General features: G+C 71.8%; 21 protein-coding genes. 5 read left to right on the top strand and 16 right to left on the bottom strand.

The genetic code is table 11. From position 1 onward, the window contains the following. Window positions 1–44 precede the first annotated feature (44 nt). Complete coding sequence (locus BLU79_RS30770) at window positions 45–1,757, top strand: IlvD/Edd family dehydratase (RefSeq protein ID WP_093909204.1); 1,713 nt, start codon at window positions 45–47, stop codon at window positions 1,755–1,757. A 9-nt stretch (window positions 1,758–1,766) separates the two neighbouring features. On the opposite strand, the gene BLU79_RS30775 is transcribed toward BLU79_RS30770, so the two are convergent. The 3 genes from BLU79_RS30775 to BLU79_RS30785 all read right to left on the bottom strand — a co-directional run bounded on the left by BLU79_RS30775 (window position 1,767) and on the right by BLU79_RS30785 (window position 4,166). Next, the gene (locus tag BLU79_RS30775; protein ID WP_093909345.1) at window positions 1,767–2,609 is read right to left on the bottom strand and encodes a class I SAM-dependent methyltransferase; all 843 of its coding nucleotides are present in this window, start codon (window positions 2,607–2,609) and stop codon (window positions 1,767–1,769) included. Window positions 2,610–2,648: 39 nt separating this feature from the next. Continuing rightward, window positions 2,649–3,329: a lysozyme family protein gene (locus BLU79_RS30780; RefSeq protein WP_093909205.1), complete on the bottom strand. Its 681-nt coding sequence runs from the start codon at window positions 3,327–3,329 to the stop codon at window positions 2,649–2,651. Window positions 3,330–3,476: 147 nt separating this feature from the next. Next, on the bottom strand, window positions 3,477–4,166 hold the full coding sequence (locus tag BLU79_RS30785) for a hypothetical protein (protein WP_093909206.1): 690 nt from the start codon (window positions 4,164–4,166) through the stop codon (window positions 3,477–3,479). Between the two features lie 121 nt (window positions 4,167–4,287). On the opposite strand from BLU79_RS30785, the gene BLU79_RS30790 reads away from it, so the two are divergent. The 4 genes from BLU79_RS30790 (at window position 4,288) to BLU79_RS30805 (ending at window position 9,064) form a co-directional block, all read left to right on the top strand. Beyond that, entirely contained in the window at window positions 4,288–4,737 is a 450-nt protein-coding gene (locus BLU79_RS30790) for an Lrp/AsnC family transcriptional regulator (protein WP_093909207.1), read from the top strand. A gap of 73 nt (window positions 4,738–4,810) precedes the next feature. Beyond that, entirely contained in the window at window positions 4,811–6,310 is a 1,500-nt protein-coding gene (locus BLU79_RS30795) for a HEAT repeat domain-containing protein (RefSeq protein WP_143052533.1), read from the top strand. A 193-nt stretch (window positions 6,311–6,503) separates the two neighbouring features. After that, a complete protein-coding gene (locus BLU79_RS30800) occupies window positions 6,504–8,138 on the top strand; it encodes an alpha/beta hydrolase (protein WP_093909209.1) in 1,635 nt (544 codons plus the stop codon). Between the two features lie 242 nt (window positions 8,139–8,380). Then, the gene (locus BLU79_RS30805; RefSeq protein ID WP_093909210.1) at window positions 8,381–9,064 is read left to right on the top strand and encodes a phosphatase PAP2 family protein; all 684 of its coding nucleotides are present in this window, start codon (window positions 8,381–8,383) and stop codon (window positions 9,062–9,064) included. 16 nt (window positions 9,065–9,080) lie between these two features. On the opposite strand, the gene BLU79_RS30810 is transcribed toward BLU79_RS30805, so the two are convergent. Genes BLU79_RS30810 through BLU79_RS30870 form a run of 13 tightly spaced genes read right to left on the bottom strand, consistent with a single transcriptional unit; the run spans window position 9,081 to window position 23,434 of the window. After that, window positions 9,081–10,406 carry a glutamate-1-semialdehyde 2,1-aminomutase gene (locus BLU79_RS30810; protein ID WP_093909211.1) on the bottom strand — a complete coding sequence of 442 codons (1,326 nt, stop codon included), beginning with the start codon at window positions 10,404–10,406 and terminating at the stop codon, window positions 9,081–9,083. A gap of 7 nt (window positions 10,407–10,413) precedes the next feature. Next, window positions 10,414–10,965, bottom strand: coding sequence for a dTDP-4-dehydrorhamnose 3,5-epimerase (gene rfbC, locus BLU79_RS30815; protein WP_093909212.1), 552 nt, complete (start codon window positions 10,963–10,965; stop codon window positions 10,414–10,416). Beyond that, a complete protein-coding gene (locus tag BLU79_RS30820; protein WP_093909213.1) occupies window positions 10,962–12,188 on the bottom strand; it encodes a polysaccharide pyruvyl transferase family protein in 1,227 nt (408 codons plus the stop codon). Before BLU79_RS30820 ends, rfbC begins: the two co-directional genes overlap by 4 nt. Further along, window positions 12,185–13,132 (bottom strand): glycosyltransferase family 2 protein, encoded by a 948-nt coding sequence (locus BLU79_RS30825; RefSeq protein ID WP_093909214.1) that lies wholly within the window; start codon window positions 13,130–13,132, stop codon window positions 12,185–12,187. Before BLU79_RS30825 ends, BLU79_RS30820 begins: the two co-directional genes overlap by 4 nt. Next, on the bottom strand, window positions 13,129–14,427 hold the full coding sequence (locus BLU79_RS30830; RefSeq protein ID WP_177001245.1) for an MATE family efflux transporter: 1,299 nt from the start codon (window positions 14,425–14,427) through the stop codon (window positions 13,129–13,131). The genes BLU79_RS30825 and BLU79_RS30830 overlap by 4 nt, the downstream gene beginning before the upstream one ends. Continuing rightward, window positions 14,424–15,707 (bottom strand): DUF4910 domain-containing protein, encoded by a 1,284-nt coding sequence (locus tag BLU79_RS30835; protein ID WP_093909216.1) that lies wholly within the window; start codon window positions 15,705–15,707, stop codon window positions 14,424–14,426. Before BLU79_RS30835 ends, BLU79_RS30830 begins: the two co-directional genes overlap by 4 nt. After that, complete coding sequence (locus BLU79_RS30840) at window positions 15,695–16,720, bottom strand: NAD-dependent epimerase/dehydratase family protein (protein WP_093909217.1); 1,026 nt, start codon at window positions 16,718–16,720, stop codon at window positions 15,695–15,697. The genes BLU79_RS30835 and BLU79_RS30840 overlap by 13 nt, the downstream gene beginning before the upstream one ends. A 3-nt stretch (window positions 16,721–16,723) precedes the next feature. Continuing rightward, on the bottom strand, window positions 16,724–17,371 hold the full coding sequence (locus tag BLU79_RS30845; protein ID WP_093909218.1) for a PIG-L deacetylase family protein: 648 nt from the start codon (window positions 17,369–17,371) through the stop codon (window positions 16,724–16,726). Next, the gene (locus BLU79_RS30850) at window positions 17,368–18,162 is read right to left on the bottom strand and encodes a glycosyltransferase family protein (protein WP_093909219.1); all 795 of its coding nucleotides are present in this window, start codon (window positions 18,160–18,162) and stop codon (window positions 17,368–17,370) included. The genes BLU79_RS30845 and BLU79_RS30850 overlap by 4 nt, the downstream gene beginning before the upstream one ends. Continuing rightward, window positions 18,159–19,394, bottom strand: coding sequence for a class I SAM-dependent methyltransferase (locus tag BLU79_RS30855; RefSeq protein WP_093909220.1), 1,236 nt, complete (start codon window positions 19,392–19,394; stop codon window positions 18,159–18,161). The genes BLU79_RS30850 and BLU79_RS30855 overlap by 4 nt, the downstream gene beginning before the upstream one ends. Next, on the bottom strand, window positions 19,391–20,635 hold the full coding sequence (locus BLU79_RS30860) for a glycosyltransferase (protein ID WP_093909221.1): 1,245 nt from the start codon (window positions 20,633–20,635) through the stop codon (window positions 19,391–19,393). The genes BLU79_RS30855 and BLU79_RS30860 overlap by 4 nt, the downstream gene beginning before the upstream one ends. A 2-nt stretch (window positions 20,636–20,637) precedes the next feature. Further along, window positions 20,638–21,894: a hypothetical protein gene (locus tag BLU79_RS30865; protein ID WP_093909222.1), complete on the bottom strand. Its 1,257-nt coding sequence runs from the start codon at window positions 21,892–21,894 to the stop codon at window positions 20,638–20,640. A gap of 1 nt (window position 21,895) precedes the next feature. Further along, window positions 21,896–23,434 carry a right-handed parallel beta-helix repeat-containing protein gene (locus tag BLU79_RS30870; RefSeq protein WP_093909223.1) on the bottom strand — a complete coding sequence of 513 codons (1,539 nt, stop codon included), beginning with the start codon at window positions 23,432–23,434 and terminating at the stop codon, window positions 21,896–21,898. Between the last annotated feature and the right edge of the window lie 2 nt (window positions 23,435–23,436).

The following is a 23,436-nucleotide window of genomic DNA, read 5'->3' on the forward strand; positions in this document are numbered from 1 at the left end:
TCCGGACTGTAGACCACCGTACCGACTGCTGGAAGAGGTCCAGGGTGAGGCTGCGCAGCGCACAGTGGTACGAGGGACAGGACCGCAATGCCTACATCCACCGGGCGTGGATGCGCAGAGGCGTTCCGGGCGACGCCTTCACCGGGCGGCCGCAGATCGCCATCGCCAACACCGCATCCGACCTGACCCCGTGCAACGCGCATCTCGACGAGGTGGCCGCCTCGGTGCGGGACGGCGTGTACGAGGCGGGCGGCATCCCGCTGGACCTGCCCGTGGTGTCGCTCGGCGAGACGAACGTACGGCCCACCGCCATGCTGTGGCGCAACATGGCCGCGATGGCCACCGAGGAGATGCTCCGGGCCAACCCCATCGACGGCGTCATCCTGTTGGGCGGCTGCGACAAGACGATCCCCTCGCTGCTGATGGCCGCCGCGTCCGTCGACCTGCCCGCCGTGGTCGTGCCAGGCGGCCCGATGCTCACCGGCACCTTCCGGGGCAAGCCGCTGGGCTGCGGCACCGATGTGTGGCGGTTGTCGGAGGAGGTCCGCGCGGGCACGCTGTCGCAGGAACAGTTCACCCGCTCCGAGTCGGCGATGATCCGCAGCCGCGGTCACTGCAACACCATGGGCACCGCCTCCACGATGGCGCTGGTCGCCGAGGCGCTGGGCACGGTCGTCCCCGGTGTGGCGGGAACCCCCGCGCCCGACAGCCGTCTGCTGGAGGCCGCGCACCACACCGGCCGGCTGGCCGTGGACATGGTCGGCGCCGACCGTCGGCCGGGCACCTTCCTCACCAAGGCGTCCTTCCACAACGCGATCGTCGCGCTCGCCGCCATCGGCGGCTCGACCAACGCCGTCGTGCACCTCCTGGCCATCGCGGGCCGCCTCGGCATCGACCTCACCCTCGACGACTTCGACCGCATCGGCTCCCGTGTCCCCGTCCTGGTGGACCTCCAGCCGGCCGGCCGGTTCCTCATGGAGGACTTCCACCGCGCCGGAGGCCTCCTCGCCGTCCTGCGCGAGGTCCGCGACCTGCTCGACCCGGACGCCCTGACCGTCACCGGCAAGCCGTTGGTCGACACGCTCGACGACGCGGAGATCTGGGACGGCGAGGTCATCCGCACCCGCTCCGAACCCCTTGTTGCCGAGGGCGGCATCGCGGTCCTGCGGGGCAACCTCGCGCCGGACGGAGCGCTCGTCAAACCGGCCGCGGCCTCACCGCACCTGCTGCGCCACCGCGGCAGGGCCGTCGTCTTCGACTCCATCGAGGACTTCCACGCCCGGATCGACGACCCTGGACTCGATGTCGACGCCGACTCCGTTCTCGTCCTGCGTGGCTGCGGGCCCAGGGGCTATCCGGGCATGCCCGAGGTCTCGAACATGCCCCTGCCGAGGAAGCTGCTCGAACAAGGCGTACGCGACATGGTCCGGGTCTGCGACGGCCGGATGAGCGGCACGGCGTACGGCACGGTCGTCCTGCACGTGGCACCCGAGGCGGCGGCCGGCGGCCCCTTGGCGCTCGTCCGGACCGGGGACTTCATCACCCTGGACGTCGAGGCCCGCCGCATCGATGTCGACGTACCCGCCGACGAACTCGCCCACAGGCAGCCCAGCGAGGCCACGCTCACCGGATTCGCCAACCCCCGGCGCGGCTGGGAGCGCCTCTACGTCGACCACGTCCGCCAGGCCGACACCGGCGCCGACCTGGACTTCCTCGTCGGCTCCAGCGGCTCCGAGGTGAGCCGCGAATCGCACTGACGGACGGCGTCACCGTCGGGGCGACACTCCGAGCTCGATGAGATATCGCTTCGTCACCCGGCCGCCGTACCGCCTGTCGATCAGGCCCGCGATGCACGCGAACAATCCGTTCCGGGCAGCTTCCGGAAGAGCCCGGTGGCCGGAGTAGGTCCGCAAGACGTCGAGATAGTCCGCCGTGGTGTACGTGAGGTCCTGCTCGTAGCGGCGGAAGACCGTCGGGCCGAACCGCCCGCTGCGCGCCACTTCCCCCGCATGGTCCGATGAGTCGACGTCGGCGGCCACGGGAGGCCGCAGCCCGGGCGGCGTATCGGGGTCGAAGCGTTCGTAGCAGCGCTGGACCTCGACGAAGAACTCCTCGGTGCCGCCCCACACATGCTGGGTGCGCACCACCGCGAGCCACCCACCCGGACGCAGCGCGTCGGCGGCCTTGACCATCCGCACCGCAGGGTCGATCCAGTGGAAGGCCGTCGCCGAGACCAGCGCGTCGAAAGGCTCCACCGGCAGCGGCCAGCCCTCGAACTCCGCCGTCACCACCTCCACCGCCGCAGCCCCGGCCAGATTGCGCCGGGCGACCTCGGCCATGCGCGGCCCCGCCTCGACGGCCGTGATCCGACAGCCCCGCGCGGCCAGGGGCACTGTCGCCTGCCCCGTCCCGCAGCCCACCTCCAGGACCCGACTGCCGGGGCCGGTACCCGCGAGTTCCTCCAGGTCGTCGAAGAGTTCCGGCGGATATCCGGGGCGGGCACGGTCGTACAACTCCGCGTCCTCGTCGAAGATCCGACTCAGACGCGCCCGCCGGGACTCCTCGGGCCTGTCGTCGCGTGCCGCCTGCGTACGGTGGTGGTCGGGCATGCGGAGCAGGCTAGCGAGGTCCGACAGGCTGGGCATTCGCTATGTGCAGGGGGCCGGGTACGAGCTTTCCGCCGTCGCGTACGGCAGACAGACACCGTCCTCGGGCGCGTACCGCAGGAGGTGGGCGCGGACCGCGTCCGTGTACGGACGCACCCGTACCGGAATGCCGTTCTCCTTCTGCACGACCCAGGTGGCGGTCCGGTAGGCCGCGGCCAGATTGAGGACGGGATCGCCCGCCACCCCCTCCAACTGCGGCGCCGGCGTGCACAGCATGAGACCGAGCGCCGCGATGGAGACCTCCGGGTCCAGCGGGGGCCGGGGCACGCGGCCCTGCTGCCCTTCCGGGAGGTAGTACCGCAGCACACGGGGGGTCCAGCGGGCGATCCCGTATTCGTCGTCGGCGGGGTCGCTCAGGTGCGGGTCGAAGCCGCTCTCGGTCTTGAGCATGGCCGCGACGAGGGCGGGGGAGACCTGCGGCGCGGCGCATGCGGTACCGGCCGCGACGATCGCGGGACGGTAGCGGGCGGGGATGTCGGCGTCGCGGCTGAACCAGGTCTCGTCCGGGTGCCCTACGGCGCCGTGGGGTGCCGACGCGGCTCCGGTGGTCGCGAGCAGTAGGACGGCACCGACGATGCCGACGGCTCGGCGCAGGACGAGGTGGCGGGGGGTGGGGTTTGGGGACGGCGGGGCGTGGATGGCGTTCGGAGGCGGGGCCTCCACCAAGGTCTGCGGAGGGGAAGCCTGTGGGGGACGTCCGGGCGACGGGGCTTCTACGGGTCGCTCGCGCGACGAAGTCCCCGGAGGGCGTTCGGACAGCAGGGCTTCCAAGGGGCGTTCGCGTGACGGGCCTTCCGTCGGGTGGCGGCCCTACTGGGTTCCGGCAGCGACAAAGGCCGAATGGAGCACCAGCAGGAAGGCCACCGTGCCCGGTGCGACGGTCAGCGCGGCGCGCATCATCGCGGCGGCGGCATCCGCGCCGGTCGAACGGTGCGTCGAGGGCGCCATCACGGCCAGCAGCACCGGGAGCGCGGCGAGGATGCCGCCGGTGAAGGAGCCGAGCGCGTCCGCGGCGAACATCGCGAGCAGGACCGTCGTGGCCGACACCGCCATCCGCACCGGTATCTCCCAGCCCCGGGCGCGGGCCGGAGTCGGGTCCGTGCGCACCGGGGCGGGCCAGGTCCGCAGACCCACGCAGGTGACGGCCACGGTAAGGGCCGCGGTGAGCCAGACGCTCGCACACACTGCCGCGACCACACCGGCGCCGGCCGCGCAGGCCAGGGCCGCCGTCAATGTCCGCGCCGGATGGAGGGCGGGCGCGAGTCGCCCGTAGGCGAGGCAGAAGGACACGACGGCCAGTTGCGCCGCGATGTTGCCGTGCGCGGCACGCGCCGCCGGTGCGTTCCCGCCGTCCAGCCACATGAGCGCCAGAAACGGCCCCGACGTGGTCGGCGCGCCCAGCAGCAACCCGCCCAGACGCGGGCCCGAACGCCTGGCGACGACGGAGACGAGAAGGATGAGGGAGGGGGCCAGGGCGGACCGCAGGAGCAGGATTTCCATACCTGAGAGCCTGGCACCGAGAACGCCGATTTTGGCTCGGACATCTCGGCGTAGAGGGCGCTTCCGTCGCGGAAAACTCGGCGATTCCCGCTACGGGCCGCGTATTTGTAGTATGGGTGCCATGGACCGCATCGATCGGCAGATCCTCACGATCCTCCTCGCCGACGGCCGGGCGACCTACCAGGAGCTGGGCCGTCAGGTCCGGTTGTCGGCCAACACCGTCGCCGACCGCGTACGCAGGCTCCAGTCGTCCGGAATCGTCCGCGGCTACCGGGCGGAGCTGAACCTCGCCTCGTTCGGGCGCGGGCTGGAGCTGCTCAGCGACGTCCGCCTGCGGGAGGGCGTGGACCGCCAGGCGTTCGAGGCGCAGCTGCATGAAGTGCCGCAGGTCGTCGGCGCGATGCGACTGACCGGGGACTACGACTACCAGTTGCGCATGGCCTGCACCGACGCCCGCGAGTTCGAAACGGTCATCGACCGCCTCAAGGCCGACCACGGGGTGCGGGAACTGCGCAGTCGGCTGCTGCTGCACGAGGTTCCGCTGGGGCCGGACCGCGTCCTGGAGCGCTGACAGAGCCCAGGCCCTCAGCCCCGTATCCGTACAACCTCCGCCCCGCCCGCCGGTCTGACTCATCGGGGTGTTCATGGGAGCGGACCAACAGATCGCCTTCTTCCTGCGGGAGTTGAAGGTCGGCGACACCTGGCGGCGTGCGGCCGCCGCCAAGGGGCTGGGCAGGGTCGGACGGGACGAGCACGCGTGGGTGCTCGCCGGATCGGCGGATGACCCCGCGCCCGAGGTACGCGAGGCCGTGGCCGCGGGGCTCGGTCGGCTCGGGGGCACCGAGGCGGGCCGTACGGTGCTGCTCGCCCTGATGGGCGACGAGGACCCGTGGGTACGGCGCCGGGCCTCGCGAGCCGCGATCCGGCTCGGGCTCGACGGCCCACCGCTCGTGGCCGCCTTCGCCCGCCTGCTCCGGGATCCGGACCATCACCTTCGGATCAACGCCCTGGAGGGCTTGGCGGCCCTGGGCACGCCGGGTGATGCCGCCGGACTCGTGGCGCTCCTGGGCGACCCGGAAGGCGCCGTCTGGGGACGGGCCTGGAGCCTGGCGTACCGCTTCCGGGACGACCCGGCGGTCAGCGCCGAGGTGGTCCGTACGGCCGAGCAGGGCGCGGGAGACGCTCGTGTGCGGGCTCTCGAACTGCTTCCCGGGCACTGGACCGAACGGCTTCTCGACTCCCTGCTGACAGGGCTCCGCGACGGGTCCGCCCAGGTACGGATCGCGGTGGCGGGCCGGCTGCGCGACGCGGAGGACGCGCGGACGCAGGACGCCTTGGCAGCAGCTCTGGAGGACGAACGGGACCCGAACGTCGCGGCCTCGCTGCTGCGTCGGCTGGGGCTTCGCGGCGAGGAACGCGTGACCGGGCCGGCGATGCGCTGGCTCGGCGACGCCCTCGCGGGCCCGTCGGCCGCGTACGCGCTGGGAGCCGCGGGGACGCGGGCCGCCACCGGGGTGCTGCGTACGGCGGTGACCGACTCCGCGTTGCCCGGCCGTACGCGTGCCGCCGCCGCGAAGGCCATCGGACAGGCAGGGCGATGGGACGCCGTCTGGCTGCTGCTCCCGCTCCTGGACGACCCCGACGGCGACGTGCGCGCGGGCGCGGTGGACGGCCTGGACACGCTGGTGGACGAGGGGCTGCGCCTCTGGGAACGCCGTCCTGTGGCCCGGGCGTTGGTGGCCCACCTCGCCGCCGACCCGAACACCGTCTGGCAGACGCACAACGCGCTCATCGGCCTGGCGGAGGCACTGCCCGACCTACGGCGGACAGCGGACCGGACACCTTCGCCCGAAGTGCGGGCCGCCGCGCTCTCCCTCCTCGACACGGACAACGCCACCGACGAGAACACCGCCCAGGACCTGCCCCGCTTCGTCCGCGCCCTCGACGACCCGGACGAGACGGTCCGCCACCACGCCACGGAGGGCCTCGCCCACTGGCTGGCCACCACCGGGAGGCGACCGCGGGACGAGGAGCGACTGCGTGCCCGGCTCACCGTCATCGCCTCGGATGTCGTGGACGTCTCGGGGGAGAGAACTCGCGCGGCGGCCGAGGAGGCGCTTCGCGCGTTGGACGGGTTGGCATAGGCATAGGCATAGGCATCGGTACCGGTATCGGTTCGCTACACCGTCTGACGTGATTCAGGCGGAGTCGTCGGCGCGGGCTCCCATTCGGCCGCGGATGGCTCGCGCGTTTGGCCGGACCGCGGTGTTGTTGACACGGATGCGTGCCGACGTCCGGCGCATGGGCGCGTTGCGCGCAGTCGTGGAAGGACAGGACATGCACATATCCGGACCGATAGCAGGCCGTCGGAGTTGCGCCGCGGTCGTTGCCGCGGTGGTGGCCTGCTCGACGGTGTCCGTCGGACCGAACCCCGCCGTCGCCGACGGTACTCCGACACCTTCGGTGCCCGCCCCGAAGCTGGACTGGAGACCCTGCGTCCAGGGCAGCCCGTTCGACTGCGCGACCGCGAAGGTGCCGCTGGACTACCGCACCCCCCGCGGCCGCACCATCGAACTGGCAGTCGTCAAGCGGAAGGCAACCGGTCCCGGACGGCGCATGGGCACCCTGTTCTTCAACCCCGGCGGCCCCGGCGGGCCCGGAACAGTGCAGATGCCGCAGAACTACGAGTCCTTCCCGCGGGAGGTACGGGAGCGGTTCGACATCGTCAGCTGGGACCCCCGCGGGATCGGCAACAGCACCGCGGTGAACTGCTTCGCGAGTGCCGAGGAAGCCGCCGCCTGGAATGCGAGCAAACCGGCAGGCTTCCCGGTGGGCGAACAGGAGCGGACGGCCTACGCCGCTGCGTACAAGGATCTGGGCCGGCGCTGTCAGCAGCGTGACCCCGAGCTCCTGCGCTATGTGTCGACCGCCGACAACGCTCGCGACCTCGACCAGCTCCGGCATGCGGTGGGTGACCCACAGCTCACCTACTACGGGATCTCCTACGGCACGTTCCTGGGCGCCACCTACGCCAACCTCTTCCCCGGCAACGTCCGCGCCATGGTCCTCGACAGCGACTGGGATCCGCAGGCCTGGACGAACCATGGGTCCAACGAGGCCCCCCGGTCCACGGCAATGCTGCGCCTGGGTTCGGACCGCGCCGCGGCAGAAACCCTGGACCAGTTCCTCACCCTGTGCGGGTCCACTACCGCCGACCGCTGCGCCTTCTCCGCCGGCAGCCCGAAAGCGACCCGGGACAAGTACCACCAGCTGATGAAGCGCCTCCGGGAGCATCCCGTGGGCGAGTGGACCTATGCCCGTACGGTCAGTGACCTGGTGAGCGGCTTCTACATCGTCCACCCCGGATGGACGGACCGCGCCGGCGGACTGCAGAGCCTGTGGCAGGGCCGCGCCCCGGAGCCGTCCCCGCTCCCACCCGCCCCAGCGGTCCCGGATCCGAGTCCGTACCTGGGCGAAGAGCAGGCCAGTGCGGTGTTCTGCGGCGACAGCCCCAACCCGCGTGACCCCGCCGCCTACCACGCCCTGGAGGAGGCCAGCGCCGCCCGTGCGGGCGACACCGGACGCCACTGGACCTGGGCCGCCGTGGTGTGCGCCGACTGGCCGGGAGTCGCCGCCAACCCCTATCGCGGACCGTGGAACAAGCCGACAGCGCATCCCATCCTGGTGGTCGGCACCACCTACGACCCCTCCACTCCCTACTCGGGCGCGAAGGCCATGACCCGAGAACTGGCCGACGCCCGCCTGCTCACCAACAGCGGGCACGGGCACACGGCACTGCTCAACCCCAGCAGGTGCATCAAAGCGCACGAGAGCCGCTACCTCATCGACGGCACCCTCCCGCCGGCCGGAACAACGTGCCGACAGGACATGCCCCCCTTCACCGCACCCAAGCCGCGCGGCGGCGTCACCACAGGCGGGGGCGGGATGGCCGACATCATCCAGGGCCGATAACTTGCAGCCTCGGGCGGCTTCGTGTGCATGGGCGGCCAGCCGGCCCGTGCCGGGCAGATGCCGGTGCATCAGGAGTCAGCACCGTCGCTGCGGCGATATTTGGTTAGGGTGGCTGATGGCTCATGGCTGCCCATCGGTCGGATGAAGGGCCGCACCCTCACCCTGCCTCAAGGAGTCAAGATCCGGAACACCATCCACCGATCACGGCAGAGCACCACAGGTCGACCGGACGCGGTGGGCGTGTGACCGGACGGTCGGCGCCCGCGGTGCTGCCCCCATCGCTGCGCGCGCGGCTCGGGGCGATTGCGGCCCTCGCCGCGCTGGTGGTCTTCGTGCTCGGAGTCCTGTATGCCGACGACAGTCGGGCCGGCATGGTGGACGCGCGGATCTGGGCGGCGGTGGACGGTGCGGGGTCGTCGTGGCGGCAAGTCGCTCTGGCCACGGACTTCTTGGGGGAGCCCGTGGGAGCGGCGACACTGGTCGTGGCCACCGTCATGGGCTGCCTGCTGCTGCGGCGTCCTCGTGCAGCGGTGCTCATCGTTGCCGGCGCCGGCCTGACAGTGGGGACGACGACGCTGCTCAAGTCCCTGGTGGGACGCACCATCCACGGCGCCGACAACCTGTCGTACCCGAGCGGGCACACCGCCTTCCTCACCGCGCTCGCCCTCGTGGTGGCGCTGCTCGCGAGCGACCGGCTCGGCCTCGGCAGGACGCCCGGCATGTCACTCGTGCTCGCCGCGGCGCTGCTTGCCGGCGCCGCCATGGGCTGGGCGCAGGTCGCCCTGGGCGCGCACTACCCGACCGACGTCCTCGGCGGCTGGTGCACCGCGCTGGCGGTGGTACCGGCGACCGCGTGGCTGGTCGACCGGACGGCCGACCGGATCGTCGATCGGACGGCCGACGCCGGTCGGCGGGAGCTTCGCTGACGTCACGCACGCCACGTCATGCAAAGCGGCGGAATACCGGTTTCACCGGTCGCCCGCCCAGCCATGGGGTGGGGTCTGCGGCGTCAAGTGCCTTGCGGTACACCGCACATGCCTGGGCCACCACTTCGACGGTGTGATCGATGTCGGCGTCGTCGAGCGCGCTGCTCACCACGAACGACGGGGCCAGCACCCCGCCCGCGAGGAGTTGGCGAAGGAACAGCGTGCGGTACGGCTGCGACGGCTGCCGGTTCTCGTCGAGGGTGGCGAAGACCAGGTTGCTGGCCCGCCCCCGGACGACGACGTGGTCGCCGACGCCCATGGCGGCCGCGGCGTCGCGGACACCGGCGGCCAACCGCGTGCCGAGGGCGTGCAGTTGCGCGGTGACGCCCTCCTCGACGTACGTGCTCTGCACGGCCATCGCGGCTGCCAGTGAGTGCGTCTCCGCACCGTGAGTGGTGGACAGCAGGAACACCCGGTCGCCGGAGTGCCGCAGCCCGCCCCGCTCCATCAGTTCGCGGCGCCCGGCCAGCGCGGAGACGGCGAACCCGTTGCCCAGCGCCTTCCCGAACGTGGAGAGGTCGGGGACGACGCCGTACAGGCCCTGGGCGCCCGCCTCGGACCAGCGGAAGCCGGTGATCATCTCGTCGAAGACCAGTACGCAGCCGTGCCGGTCGGCCAGTTCGCGCAGTCCTGCGAGGTAGCCGGGCGGCGGCTCGGTGTGGCCGGCGGGTTCGAGGATCAGGCAGGCGATCTCGTCCTGGTACCGGGTGAGCAGTTCCTCGGTGGCGGCCAGGTCCCCGTACGGGAACGCCACGGTGAGCTCGGTGGTCGCCTCCGGGATGCCGGCGGACATCGGTGTGGTGCCGATGAACCAGTCGTCGACGGAGAAGAACGGATGGTCGCCGCAGATCGCCACCCGTGGGCGGCCGGTCACGGCGCGGGCGAGGCGGACCGCCGCGGTGGTGGCGTCGGAGCCGTTCTTCGCGAACTTCACCATCTCGGCGGTCGGCACCGTGGCCAGGAAGAGTTCCGCGGCCTCGACCTCCACGATGGACGGCCGGACGAAGTTGCTGCCGCGGTCGATCTCCCGGCGTACCGCCTCATTCACACGCGGGTGGGCGTGGCCGAGGCTGACCGAGCGCAGGCCGGAGCCGTACTCGATGTACCGGTTGCCGTCGACGTCCCACACGTGGGCGCCGAGGCCGTGGCTGATGACCGGGGCCAGGTTCTCGGGGTACTGGTCGTCGCCCTTGGCGTAGGTGTGCGCACCCCCGGGGATCATGGTGTGCAGCCGCTCGTTCGCCGCCCGCGACCGGGGCAGGAAGAACTCCTCAGTGTCCACGCTGACTTCAGCTCTCTCTCTGCTTCAGGACCTCGGCGAGGCTCGGCGCCTCCCGGTCCCGCTGGGACATCGATGTGGCCGGCAGCGGCCAGCGGATCGCGAGTTCCGGGTCGTCGAAGGCGATCGTCACGTCCTCGGCCGGATCGTGCGGGCGGTCGATCCGGTACGAGGTGTCGGCGGTCCCGGTCAGCGCCTGGAAGCCGTGCGCGCATCCCGCCGGGATGTACAGGGTCGTCTGCGTCTCGCCGGACAGCTCGAAGGAGGCCACGTTGCGGTAGGTCGGTGAGTCGGGCCGCAGGTCCACGACGACGTCGAAGATCTGCCCGTACGAGCACCGCACCAGCTTGGCCTCGCCGGCGCCGGAGCGCAGGTGCAGGCCGCGCAGCACGCCCCGGACCGAGCGGGACACGCTGTCCTGGACGAAGGCGTCGGGGTCGATGCCCACCGAGCGGACCACGTCGGCGTCGAAGGTGCGGCAGAAGAAGCCGCGTTCGTCGGCGTACGGAGTCGGCTCGAAGAGGTACGCGCCGGCGATCGCCGGGACTTCGATGGCCTTCATGGAGTCTCCTGCCGGGTGCGGGCCTGCGCGTGGTCGGTTGTCGGGAACAGGGCGGCGGTCAGGGCGGTGAACTGGTCCTGGAGCTGCCGGGCGGCGACCAGGTTCCGCTCGGCGAGAGTCCGCCGCAGCTGCGCCGATCGCTTCTCCAGCGCCCGGAACTGCTCCAGCAGCCGGTCGGCGTCCACCTCGCGAGCCGGATGGCAGTACGCGGCAAGGCCCATCCGGTCCATGAGCGCGTCGCTCTTCGCCGCGTAGCTCAGTGCGAGCGTCGGGGTGCCGGCCTTCAGCGCGCAGATCAGGTTGTGGTACCGGGTCGCCACCACGGTGTCGGCAGCCGCGGTCTCCTTCATCAGGTCGGCCAGCGAGTTCGCTTCGGCGGCGGTGACCAGCGGCGAGCCCACCGCGTCGAGGATCGCGGCGACCACGGACCGGTCGCACTCGTCGCCGGTGAGCAGCCGGACGGGCCTGCCGTCCTCGACCAGCGCGCGGACGAACCGGGTCGTCCCGTCGAGGTAGCGCCGGTGGATCTCCTCCGCCCGGGCGCGGTCGTCGTCGCCGCCGTGGAAGTCCATGACGCCGACGCAGACCGGGCCCGGCGGGCCCGAGGGTGCGCCGGCCCGTGGTGTCGGCAGGGCGAACGCGAGGTCCGGGTAGACCTCGTCGCGCGCGGTGTCCACGCCCATCTCCCGTAGCGCGTCGCGGGATTGGGCGTCCCGGTACGACCGGTAGGCGGCCAGCCGCGCCGACCGGCGCACCAGGGTTCGGGTCAGCCGGTTGCCGATGGGGGCGGCGCCGACGCCGACCAGCGCGACCCTGGTGCCGAACAGCCGGCCGGACGCGCAGAGCAGGAACAGCGCGTACGGGAAGCCCCACGGCCGCAGCGGCAGCGTGGCCTCCAGGACGCCCATGCCCGGCACGATCACCACGTCGTGCCGGCGCACCCAGGCGGCGGTGCGGACGACGTCGACGAGTTTGCCCAGCCCCTTGCCCACGATCGCGCCCGCACGTGACGCGGTCCGGTACTCCCCGCGGTACCAGTGCAGCCGCGTCGCGGGGATCCCGTACCGGGCCGTGACGACCTCGGGTCCGCCGCACCGCGCGTCCACCGACGCTTCCGGGTGCTCGGCGCGGAGGTACCCGAGCACGGCCTCCAGCGATCCGTCGTTGCCGAGGTTGCCGGAGCCGAGCAGGCCGAACACCCCGACGCGTACGGGGGGTCTCATGTCTGCCGTCCCTCGCGTCCTGCGACGACGTCGTCGACGGAGACGGTGAGCCGGGCCGGGTCGACCGGGGCGCGGTCCTCGACCCGCTCGCCGGCACCCGGCCGGACCCGGCTCGTCATCCACTCGCCCAGGTGGCGGTAGCACGCGCGCCGGTCGGCCGCGGTCAACGGCGCCCGCCGGATCGCCGAGACGAAGCCCAGGACGTACTCGGCGAGCAGCCGGGGCGTCGGGTGCAGAGGGCCCGCCCGGCGCGGGTCCAGATTGACGCACCGGGAACGCTTGCTCGGGTTCGCCCGCTCGGCGCGGGTGGGGTGGTCACGGCGGAAGTAGAGCAGCTCCGGCACCTGATGGAAGGGCCCCTGGAGGACGATCTGGGCGACGAACGTGCGGTCCGCGTGGTGGTAGCTGTCGTGCGGCCGTACCCGGCGCAGCATGTCGGCGCGCATCACCCCGTAGAAGTCGTCGCCACCGGGCTCGAACAGGAAACTGCGGAAGCGCTCCGGCGCGTGCGGTGAGGCGGTGGCGAGCCCGTAATCGTAGGGGACCTTCACCTGTCCGTCGCCGTCGATGACCGCCTGGTCGGAGTGCGCGAGGACGACGTCCGGACGCTCGTCCAGCGCCTCCACACAGCGGCGCAGCAGGTCCCGGGCGTAGAGGTCGTCGTGCGAGGCCCACTTGAACAACTCGCCGCGGCACTGGGTGAACACGTAGTTGTGGTTCGGCGCGGCGCCGACGTTCCGGGGCAGCCGCAGGTAGCGGATGCGCGAGTCCTGCGCGACGTACTTGCGGCAGATCTCCTCGGTCCCGTCGGTCGAGGCATTGTCGGAGATGACCAGCTCGAAGTCCTCGTAGGTCTGGCCGAGGAGGGCGTCGAGCGACTCGGCGAGGTACTCCTCGCCGTTGTACACGGGCAGGCCGATGCTCAGCCTGGGTCGGGCGGTCATGGCGTCCTCACTTCGGGAATGGAGTCCTGGTGGTGCTCGCGCAGGGCGGAGCGCAGCTGGAGCCACCACACGGCGGAGGCGGCGAGGGTCGCGGTGGCGACGCCCCAGGCCGAGCCGACCGTGCCGGCCAGGGCCGCGCCGCCGAGCCCGCCCGCCACATAGCAGGCGGACGCGAACAGCTGGCAGCGCAGGCTGCGCCGGGCCGCGGCGAGCGCGCGCAGCCCGGCCGCCGCGCCGGTGCCGAGGCCGGCGCCCGCGACGCCGAGGGTGACCGGCACGATGAGCTGTGCGGCGGAGTGCCAGACGTCGCCGAGCACGAGCTCGCCGAGCCGGTCCGGCATCAGGAGCAGCGCCCCGCCCCAGCACAGCGCGGCGACGGCCTGCCCGCCTCCCAGCAGGAGGCAGAACTTGCCCAGGCGGTGCGGGGCCCGCCGCAGCACCCGTGCCGCCTCCGCGACGGTGACCAGCGAGAGGCCCATCAGCACGGCGAGGAACGGGCCGAGCAGGAGCTCGGCGCCCCGGACCGCACCGACCGCGCCGACCCCGACGATCGCGCCGAGCCCGTACGCGCGCAGCTGGCTCGCGCCGCTGAGGCTGACGTTCTCGACGAGGTACCGGTAGCCGAGGTCGCGCTGCTCGCGGAGCCATGCGCGTGCCTGGGCCGTGCGGGGCAGGATGCCGGACTGGACGTAGCCGTACCCGGCGGCCACCGTGGCGGACGCGCCCCAGGCGAGCACGAAAGCGGCCACGCTGCCCACCCGGGCCGCCACGACCATGGCCGGGACGAGCGCGACGCCCCACACGAGGTCGTTGACGAACGCCTTCTTCCCCGTGCCGGCGGCGAAGAACGAGTACCGCCAGGCGTCCTGGAGCAGCAGCCCCGGCAGCATGACGCCGAGGCAGGCGAACGCGGGCCCCACCTGGCCGCCGAGAGCGAGGCCGACCACCAGACACGCCGCACCGATGGCCGTGCCTACGCCGAGCGCGGTACCCGACGACCGGGCCACCGCCCCGCGCCAGGCCGTGTCCGACACGCCGCTGAAGCGCACCACGAGCGGGTCGGTGGCCAGGCCGCGGGAGACGTTGAGCACCACGCCGTAGGTCACCCAGGCGAGGCTGAACACGCCGAACGCGGTCACCCCCAGCGAGCGGGCCACGTAGATTCCCACCGCGAAGTTGCTGATGCTGGAGGCCGCCTGGTCGGCCAGCCCCCAGGACAGCCGGCCGGCGAAGGCCCGCCGGGTGGATCCCGCCGGTGCCGTCGCCTTCTCCTCCTCGGTGGTCATCCGCGTCATGCCTTGATCAGACCGGCGCCGTGCAGGGCGTCGGCCGCGGTGGCGACGGTGTCGAACGGCAGCCCGGACCGCTCGGTGACGTCCAGCAGACTGTGCTCGCCGTCGGAGAGGCTGAGCACCCAGAGCATGGCCATCTGGGCCTGCTTGGTGTCGCTGCGGCCGCCGAGCGCGTCGTACAACCCGCGTCGGCCCAGCTGTGGTTCGCCGTAGGGGCTGAGGTTGACGTACCTCCGGTTGCGGTCGAGGACGCCGAACGCCTCGCGGCAGACGGCGAGGGTGTCCGCCATCGCCTGCGGGGAGACGAAGTCCAGGTTGTCCGCCGAGGTGTGGTACTCGGGGTAGCCGGCGTACGGGGTCCGGCTGAGCGAGCCCACGCTGAGATTGAAGCCGGGCGAGCAGTACTGCCGCTCGTCGTAGCCGTACGGAGTGAACTCGTTGACCTGGTGCGGGCGTTCGGATGCGGCCAGCACGTGCCCCATCACCCGGTCGATCTCCGCGTCGCCGCGCCTGCTCCGTTTGTACGTCAGCGAGCCCGAGTCACCGGCGCAGGCCAGTACGAGCCCGTGCTTGACCCGGTCCACCCGCTCGGCGTTGCGGGCCAGCCAGGTGATCGCCCCGATGGTGCCGGGCGCGTAGATGAACCGGTAGGTGTAGTACGGCGTCTCCTGCGCCAGCTCCCGGGCCAGGAACGTCGCCACCGCGATGCCGGCGAGGTTGTCGTTGGCCAGCGACGGGTGGCAGACATGGCAGGAGACGATCACCTCGTCGGGGACCTGCCCGGGGACCACGTACTCGGCGTAGGTGAGGTGGCCATCGGCCAGGGTGGAGTCGATACGCACCTCGTAGTCGCCGTCCGGCATCGCGTCCAAGGTCTCCTGGGCCAGGCAGAACCCCCACTCCGGCTTGTAGTAGCTGGTGCGGTACGGCACCCAGGCCGGGTGGTCCGGAAGCGTGTGCAGGTGCGCGCGCAGCTCGGACAGCGGCATGGTCGCCGACACCGGCACGCTGTAGCCGAGCACGTGCAGGCTGGACTCGGCGAAGTCGACGACCCGGTTGCCGGCGGCGTCGGCGATGTACGCGTCCCGGATGTTCCACTCCTGCGGCACCGTCCAGTCCAGCACCTGGGTCCCGGTCGGCACCTCGTACGTCTGGAGCGGGATGTACTCGCCGACGATGTCCAGGGTGGCGCGCACACCGTCGCCGGTGATGCTCCGGCACAGCGGGTACAGCCGCTCCACCAGCTCGTACATCTCTTCGCCTGCGTCGGTCATCGGCGCCACCGCAGGGTGTCGTCGACGGCGCCGGCGTCGGACGCCGCGCGCAGCACGGCCAGGCGGGTGAAGCGGCGCTCGAAGTCCTCCCGGGTCAGGCCGTGCTTCCGGTAGGCGTCGGCGAGTTCGAGCGCGCCCTGCTTCACCGACCACTCGCAGTCGAAGCCGGGTATCGCCGTGCGGAACCGGGAGAAGTCCACCCGGTACGACCGCGGATCGGCGCCGGTCTCCCCGGTGATCCGCACCTTCGACCCGGACACCGCCTCGGCGACCTGCTCGGCGATCTCGGCGACCGTGACGTTGTTGATCTCGCTGCCGATGTTGAACGCCCGGTCGTGCACCGCCTCGCGCGGCGCGGTCAGCGCGGCCGTGAAGGCCCGGGCGATGTCGGCGGCGTGCACCAGCGGACGCCAGGGGGTGCCGTCGGAGAGCACCAGCACCTCGCCGGACAGGAGCGCGTGGCCCACGAGGTTGTTCAGCACGATGTCGGCGCGCAGCCTGGGGGAGTAGCCGAAGGCGGTGGCGTTGCGCATGTACACCGGGCTGAAGTCGCCGTCGGCGAGCTCGTGCAGGTCGTCCTCCACCCGCACCTTGGACTCCGCGTATGGCGTCACCGGGCGCAGCGGGGCGTCCTCGGCCACCAGGTCGTCGCCGCCGGCGGCGCCGTACACCGAGCAGGTCGACGCGTACAGGAACCGCCGCACCCCGGCGTCCCGGGCCAGCCGGGCGAGGCGTACGGACGCGTGGTGGTTGATGTCGTAGGTGAGCTCCGGCGCCAGCGATCCCAACGGGTCGTTGGACAGGGCGGCCAGGTGGATCACGGCGTCGACCCCGGCCACGTGTTCGGCCGTGATGTCGCGCAGGTCCACCCGGTGCCCCGACGGGTCGGCCGGTGTCGGGCCGAGGACACAGTCGGCGAACAGTCCGGCGTCGAGGCCGACGACCTCGTGTCCGGCGGCCGTGAGCACCGGGGCCATGACGGTGCCCAGGTAGCCCTGATGTCCGGTCAGCAGTACGCGCAAGGTTCAATCCCCCAGGTCGAGAGTGAGTTTGGTGACGGCGAACGCCTCGGCGTAGCGCGCGTGGCATTCGATGCCGCGGATCCGGGCCAGGCCGAGGAAGGCCTCCCGGTCGTACCAGGGCCGGTGCCGCTGCGAGGGGTAGTGCTCCTGGAGCAACCGCACCTTCTGTTCGGCGGTCTCCGGCGACAGCGGCTGGTACGCCGACGGACGGCCGAGGTCGCCGTCCCACTTGACGATCTCGTAGCCCAGCACGAGATGGTCGCGGAACGCGGTGGGTATCAGCTGCGCCAGACCGCGGTGATCCTGGTGCGCGTCATCGGTGCGCGGCGCCAGCACGAGATCCGGCTCGGTCCCCGCGCGCAGCTCCTCGACGGCGGCCTTGGCCTCCTCCCAGTGCGCCGGCATCCGCCCGTCCGGCAGCTTGAGCACGGTCAGCCGCAGGTCGGCGCCGGGGCAGAAGGCGGCCAGCGCGGCCCGCTCCTCCTGCTCCCGGTCGCTGCCGCCGCCGGACAGCACCAGGGCGTCGACGTGGATGCCCGGCCGCGCGAGGCACATCGTCAGCAGCGTGCCGCCGGCGCCGATGGCGATGTCGTCGCAGTGCGCGCCGACGGCGACGATCCGGTCCAGGCGCCCGGCGCCCAGCCGGATCACGTGCGTGCTCCGGCGCTGTCCCGCTCCCACACGGCCCACGGGCGCTCGCCCCGTGCGTAGGCGGCGTCGAGCGCGGCCCGCTCCTTGACGGTGTCGGTCGGCTTCCAGAAGCCGCGGTGCTGGTGCGCCACCAGCCGTCCGCGCTTGGCCAGTTGGGCGCAGCCGTCGGCGACCAGGTCCCCGTTCTCCGGTATGTGGTCGAAGACCTCCTGGCGGAGCACGAAGTAGCCGCCGTTCTCCCACAGCGGCAGTTCGCTCACCGCGGTGATGCCCCCCACCAGGCCGTCCTCGCCCAGCTCCACGCAGTGGAAGGACGACTGCGGCGGCACCACCATCATCGACGCTCCCGCGTCGCGCCGGGAGAACCGGTCGATCATCTCGTCCAGCGGGGCGTCGGTGAGCACGTCGGCGTAGTTGGCGAGGAACATCTCGTCGCCGTCCAGGTGGTGCCGCACCCGGCGCAGCCGCTCCCCGATGGGCGACTCGATGCCGGTCTGCGCGAACGTGATCGTCCAGTCCGAGATGTCGGTGGACAGCAGCTCGGTCCGCCCGCCGCGCAGCACGAAGTCGTTGGACGTCGTCTCCTCGTAGCTGAGGAAGAAGTCCTTGATGTGGTGCGCGCCGTAGCCGAGGCACAGGATGAACTCCGTGTGCCCGAAGTGCGCGTAGTAGCGCATGACGTGCCAGATCAGCGGCCTGGGGCCCACCATCGCCATCGGCTTGGGCACGTCGTCCGCGGCGCCGCTGCGCATCCGCATCCCGTAACCGCCGCAGAACAGGACGACCTTCATCGCTTTACCTCGACAATGCTCAGTTCCGGGATGGGAAAGACCAGCCGGCCGCCCCAGTCGCCCACGAAGGACAGTTGCTCGACCAGCTCCGCCCGCAGGTTCCACGGGAGGACCAGGACGTAGTCCGGCCGGTCGGCGGCTATCTGATCGGGCGCCAGGATCGGGATGCGGGTGCCCGGGGTGTACCTGCCGTGCTTGTAGGGGTTGCGGTCGACCGTGTACGGGAGCAGGTCGGGCCGGATGCCGCAGTGGTTGAGCAGGGTGTTGCCCTTGCCGGGGGCGCCGTAGCCGACGACCGTCTCGCCGCGCTCCGCCGCCTCGATGAGGAACTTCAGGAGGTCCCGGCGCACCTTGGCCACCCGGGCGGCGAACTCGGCGTACCCGGACAGCTCCTGCAGCCCGGCGGCCTTTTCCCGGGCCAGCACGTCGGCCACCTGCTGCGTCGGCTCGCCGGCGACCTCGGTGGGCCGGGCCCACAGCCGGATGGAGCCGCCGTGCGTGGGCAGCAACTCGACGTCCACGAGGGCGAGTCCGCCGCTGGCGAGGGCCCGGATCGCGGAGGCGACCGTGTAGTACTGGAAGTGCTCGTGGTAGATCGTGTCGTACTGGTTGTCCTCGATCAGGGTCAGCAGGTGCTGCACCTCGATGGAGACCCAGCCGTCGTCGGCGACCAGGGCGCGCAGCCCCTGGGTGAACCCCACCACGTCGGGGATGTGCGCGTACACGTTGTTGGCCACGACCAGGTCCGCCGGGCCGTGCTCGGCGCGGACGGCCGAGCCGGTGTCGGGGGACAGGAACTCCGTGAGGGTGGGCACACCCGCGTCCCGCGCCGCGGCGCCGACGTTCACCGACGGCTCGATGCCCAGGCAGCGGATCCCGCGGTCCACCACGTGCTTCAGCAGGTACCCGTCGTTGCTCGCGACCTCGACCACGAAGGCGTCGGTGCCGAGACCCAACCGCCGCACGGCGTCGGCGACGTACGTACGCGCGTGCTCCACCCAGGAGGTCGAGAAGGAGGAGAAGTACGCGTACTCGCTGAACGTCTCCTCCGGCGTGATCAGCGGAGGTATCTGCGCCAGCCAGCAGTCGGTGCAGACCCGCAGGTGCAGCGGGTACGCCGGCTCCGGCTGGTCCAGTTGGTCCGCGGCGAGGAAGCTCTCACATGGTGGCGTCGCCCCGAGGTCGACGACGCTCGCCATCGCTTCCGAGCCGCAGAGTCGGCATCGTGTCATCTACTGTCCCCATCCCCCCTGTTCGCGCGGGTGTCCCCGCCGCGAGCCAGCGCTGACCGTCCCGCGATCGCGGTGCGGTACTCCTCCACCAGGCGTTCGAGGCCGACGGCCGGGCTGAAGCCCTGCTCGTATCGGCGCCGGGCCGCCCGGCCCATCTCCCGGTTGCGGTCCGGTCCGGCCGCGATCCGGCGTATGCAGGACGCGAGCGAGCCGGGCTCGCCCGGCCGGTGCAGCAGCCCGGTCACGCCGTCCTCGACGAGTTCGACGAAGGCGCCGTGACCGGCGGCGACGACCGGGACCCCGGCCGCCATGGCCTCTACGACCACCAGGCCGAACGCCTCCAACCACGTCGAGGGGGCCACCACGGCGACCGACCGCGCGATGGCCTTCTGGCACTCCGCCGTGTCGTACAGGCCGACGTACCGCACGTCGTCACGGCCCGCCGCCCAGGCGGTCACCTCCTGCTCCAGCGGTCCCGTGCCGGCGATCACGAGCGGCACGCCCACCCCGCCGGCCGCGGCCAGCTCGTCCCACGCGGTCATGAGCAGCCGTACGCCCTTGGCCTCCGCGAGCCGGCCCAGGTAGAGCACGTGCTCGCCGGCGCCCGAGCGGCGGGCATCCGGGTCGGGCACGAAGTTGTGCTTCACCGCCAGCCGTTCGGCCGGCATGCCGGCCCGCACCAGGACGTCGCGCTGCGCCGCGGAGATGCACAGGAACCGCTCCACGCCGGACCACCACCGCCGCCGGTTCACGGACAGGCTGACCGCGAGCGGCACCGTCGCGAGGCGGGAGTTGCGGTAGCAGCCGTGCCGGACGGCGGGCAGCGGCGCCGCCGACCCGACGCACTCGGTGCACGGCCGGCCGTCCCGCTGGAGCGTGCCGGGCGGGCAGACCTGGGTGTAGTTGTGCAGCGTGGCGACGGCGGGCACGCCGGCGTCGGCGCAGGCGGCCAGCACCGCGGGCGACAGGAGCGGGAAGACGTTGTGGACGTGGACCACGTCCGGCCGCTCGGTACGCAGCCGGGCGGCGAGCTCCGTGCGCACCGCCGGGTTCCACGGCACGAGGAGCGGTACCGCGACCTTGCCCAGCAGGGACCGGTCGGCGATGGTGTCGCTGCGCCGCTCGAACACCTCGACCCGGTGGCCGGCCGCGCGCAGCAGCTCCACTTCCTGGTCGACGACCTTGTTCTCCCCGCTCGGCTGCGCCGAGGCGTAGCGGTTGTGCACCACGAGGACGTGCATGCTCAGGTCACCTCCGATTTCCGGGCCCATCGCGGTATGCGTCGTTGAGGGACATCGGGCGTCGAGAGTCGGGAGACTTCGGGCGTCGGCAGGGGAGTGGCCGCGGCAGGTGCCGCGAGCAGCGAGGCGGCCACGGCCAGATGCAGCAGATACGGTGAGGCGTCGCCCAGCCCGGCCTCGGTGTACGACGCGATCGCGCAGTAGCTGATCAGGAAGATCGCGCAGGCCCTCTGCAGGGACGGTGGCCGCAACAAGGCGACGCCGCCCAGCACGATGAAGATCGCCGCGACGATGGTGACGCCGATCAGACCCTGCTCCTGGTAAACGGCCAGCCAGCTGTTGTCGATGGGCAGCCCGCCGAACGACTTGTCGCCCAGGCCTGCGCCGAACAGCTGCTCCGGCGTCGTCCTTGGGGCTGCCAGCAGGGCGTTCCAGACCTTGGCCCGCCCGGTGAGATTGGAGAAGTTCTCCTGGCTCTGTCCGCGCAGGAACCACGCCTGGAGCGCGGAGCTGAACGCCACCGAGGCCACCGTGGCGCACAGCACCGCCCAGGCGAAGAACCGGCGGGCTGCGGCGCTGGTCAGGAGGAGCGAGCCGATCGCCAACACCAGCCCGATGAGCAGGCCGAGCGTGGCCGTCCGGGTATGGGTCAGTGCGAGCAGGACGAGTGACGGCACGATGACCACCGCCGCGCTGGTCCTGTCGGTCCGGCGGCCCAGAACGAGCAGCACGGTGAGCCCGATGATCACCGCGGCGTACTGTCCGATCTGCGGCGGGGTGAGCGGCCACAACGCGCCGACCAGCCGCCCGCCGTAGAGTTCGGGCATGGCGGCGCCCGGTGAGATGACCAGCCCCGCGGCCACCGACCCGAGGACCACGAAGTACAGCCGGATGTGGTGCCGGACGAACGTCAGGCCGCCGTCCCACCAGCGGCTGAGCAGCCACAGCGTGCCGACGAAGAGAGCCAGCCGGGCGCAGCGGAACACCGCGCCGAACCCGGACTCCAGGTTGGCGCTGGAGATCACGCTCGGTACCAGCAGCAGGGTGAGCAGGAACACGAAGGCGCCGGCTCGGATGCGCAGCCGGGGATTGACCGCGAGCGCCAGCGCGAACGCGGCGACCAGCGCGCCCATGGTGGCCATCTGGATGAGGGAACGGGGCAGCGGGACGATGGTCTTCGCCCCGGCGGAGCCGAGCGTGTTGAGGATCAGCAGTCCCCAGGCCGTCCCGACGATCTTCGACGTGTGGTCCGCGACCATCTCAACCACCGTCCCGTGCGCGGAAGGTGCTGCCCGCGTCCTGCTGGTACGGCGTGCCCTGCCACTGCCCGAAGTCGAGCACCCGGCTCGGGTCGTGGGCCACGAACTTCCACGGTCCGAGGTAGACGTTGTCGCGCCAGCGGTTGTGCTGCTTGCGGGTGATCGCCTCAGCCACCCGCTCGCCCTTGTAGGGCGACCACTCCGGATAGGTGCCGTAGTTGGCAAGGACCGCCATGCGATCGCACTTCGCCGTGCACTTGACGACGGACGTGTCCAGCGTGAAGCGGTTGTCGTGGATGTCCACCCGCTGGGTCTTCCACCGGCAGTCGGCGTAGAGCGGTGCGCTGGCGATCGCCGGCCGCGCGCAGCGGTCGGTTTTCTTCACCAGCAACGTGCAGTCACCGGAGGAGGTGTTGGCCGGGCTGTTGCAGAACCGGTCGGCGTTTTCCCACAGGGTGATCCCGGACCAGTTGTCCTCCAGTACGTTCCGGTAGATCTCGATCTTGTCCGTGCGGGCCCGGATCCGTGGTTCGCCGCCGGACTCGGACAGGTAGACGGTCGCGAACGGGAAGTTGTCGCCGCCGTCGGCTGCCTTGCGGCCCTCGACCCAGTTGTTCCGCCGGATCGTGTTCTTCCGGATGACCGCGTTGTAGCTGGTCTCGTAGATCAGTGCGGCGCCGTCGTTGCCCTCGATGACGTTGTTCTCGATGCGGAAGTCGTTGTTGTTGGTGTCCGCCCACAACCCGGTTCCGCGGTTGTCGTGCACCCAATTGCCGCGTACGTCGGCGCCGTTGACCGCCCAGAACTTGATGCCTCCGGTGCAGCCGCAGCCCTCCCGCCGCCGCTCCCAGTCGTCGGTGTTGTTGCCCACGATCTCGTTGCCCTCGACCACCAGGCCCTTGATGGTGTCGCCGGCCTTGTACGCGTTCAAGCCGTACTGACCGTTGTCGCGCAGGCAGCTGGCGCGGACCTGCTGGCGGGCACCGGCCATCAGCCCGGCGCCGGAGTTGTTCTGGATCGTCGCGTGCTCGATCACCCACCCGTCGGCCGAGTCATGGTTGACCACACCCTCGTTGTGCGGCGGGACGAAACCCTGCACCGTCAGGTAGCGGATGGTGACGTTGCCGGCGGTACCGCTGAACGCGTACTGGTTCTTCTTCCGGCCGTCGAGCACCGCGCCCGGCGCACCGAGGTAGCGGTTGCCCTTCTTGGGGATGACCTGGGCGTAGCGGTCCGGGTCGAGCCTGTGCTTCCCAGGTCGAAGCCAGAACGTGGTGTTCGGGGGGCTGCTCTTGGTCTTCGCAGCCAGGTCACCGACCACCGCGGGGTCGACCGCCACCGCGCCCGCCGGCGCTTTCGCCGGCCTGGCCGCGGGCTTGGCGCACACCCGGGCCACGGACGTGGACGGCGCCCCGGACGTGGAGGGCGCACCGGTCGGCTCCTCCCGGGCCTCCGACGTGCTCGTACACCCGGTCGCCGCCAGCAGGGCCAGCGCCAGAGGTGCCGCCGCCAACGCCCAGTTCCGCCTCTTGATCCCCACGC

Origin of the sequence: Streptomyces sp. cf386, assembly GCF_900103585.1 — a bacterium.
In the GTDB taxonomy this organism is placed as follows: domain Bacteria; phylum Actinomycetota; class Actinomycetes; order Streptomycetales; family Streptomycetaceae; genus Streptomyces.

Coding starts and splice junctions, on each gene's coding strand:
- BLU79_RS30850 (WP_093909219.1), bottom strand. CDS start 18,162: ATGAAGGTCGTCCTGTTCTGCGGCGGTTACGGGATGCGGATGCGCAGC.
- BLU79_RS30830 (WP_177001245.1), bottom strand. CDS start 14,427: ATGACGCGGATGACCACCGAGGAGGAGAAGGCGACGGCACCGGCGGGA.
- BLU79_RS30790 (WP_093909207.1), top strand. CDS start 4,288: ATGGACCGCATCGATCGGCAGATCCTCACGATCCTCCTCGCCGACGGC.
- BLU79_RS30820 (WP_093909213.1), bottom strand. CDS start 12,188: ATGAGACCCCCCGTACGCGTCGGGGTGTTCGGCCTGCTCGGCTCCGGC.
- BLU79_RS30795 (WP_143052533.1), top strand. CDS start 4,811: ATGGGAGCGGACCAACAGATCGCCTTCTTCCTGCGGGAGTTGAAGGTC.
- BLU79_RS30785 (WP_093909206.1), bottom strand. CDS start 4,166: ATGGAAATCCTGCTCCTGCGGTCCGCCCTGGCCCCCTCCCTCATCCTT.
- BLU79_RS30860 (WP_093909221.1), bottom strand. CDS start 20,635: ATGCACGTCCTCGTGGTGCACAACCGCTACGCCTCGGCGCAGCCGAGC.
- BLU79_RS30800 (WP_093909209.1), top strand. CDS start 6,504: ATGCACATATCCGGACCGATAGCAGGCCGTCGGAGTTGCGCCGCGGTC.
- rfbC (WP_093909212.1), bottom strand. CDS start 10,965: ATGAAGGCCATCGAAGTCCCGGCGATCGCCGGCGCGTACCTCTTCGAG.
- BLU79_RS30825 (WP_093909214.1), bottom strand. CDS start 13,132: ATGACCGCCCGACCCAGGCTGAGCATCGGCCTGCCCGTGTACAACGGC.
- BLU79_RS30865 (WP_093909222.1), bottom strand. CDS start 21,894: ATGGTCGCGGACCACACGTCGAAGATCGTCGGGACGGCCTGGGGACTG.
- BLU79_RS30775 (WP_093909345.1), bottom strand. CDS start 2,609: ATGCCCGACCACCACCGTACGCAGGCGGCACGCGACGACAGGCCCGAG.
- BLU79_RS30855 (WP_093909220.1), bottom strand. CDS start 19,394: ATGACACGATGCCGACTCTGCGGCTCGGAAGCGATGGCGAGCGTCGTC.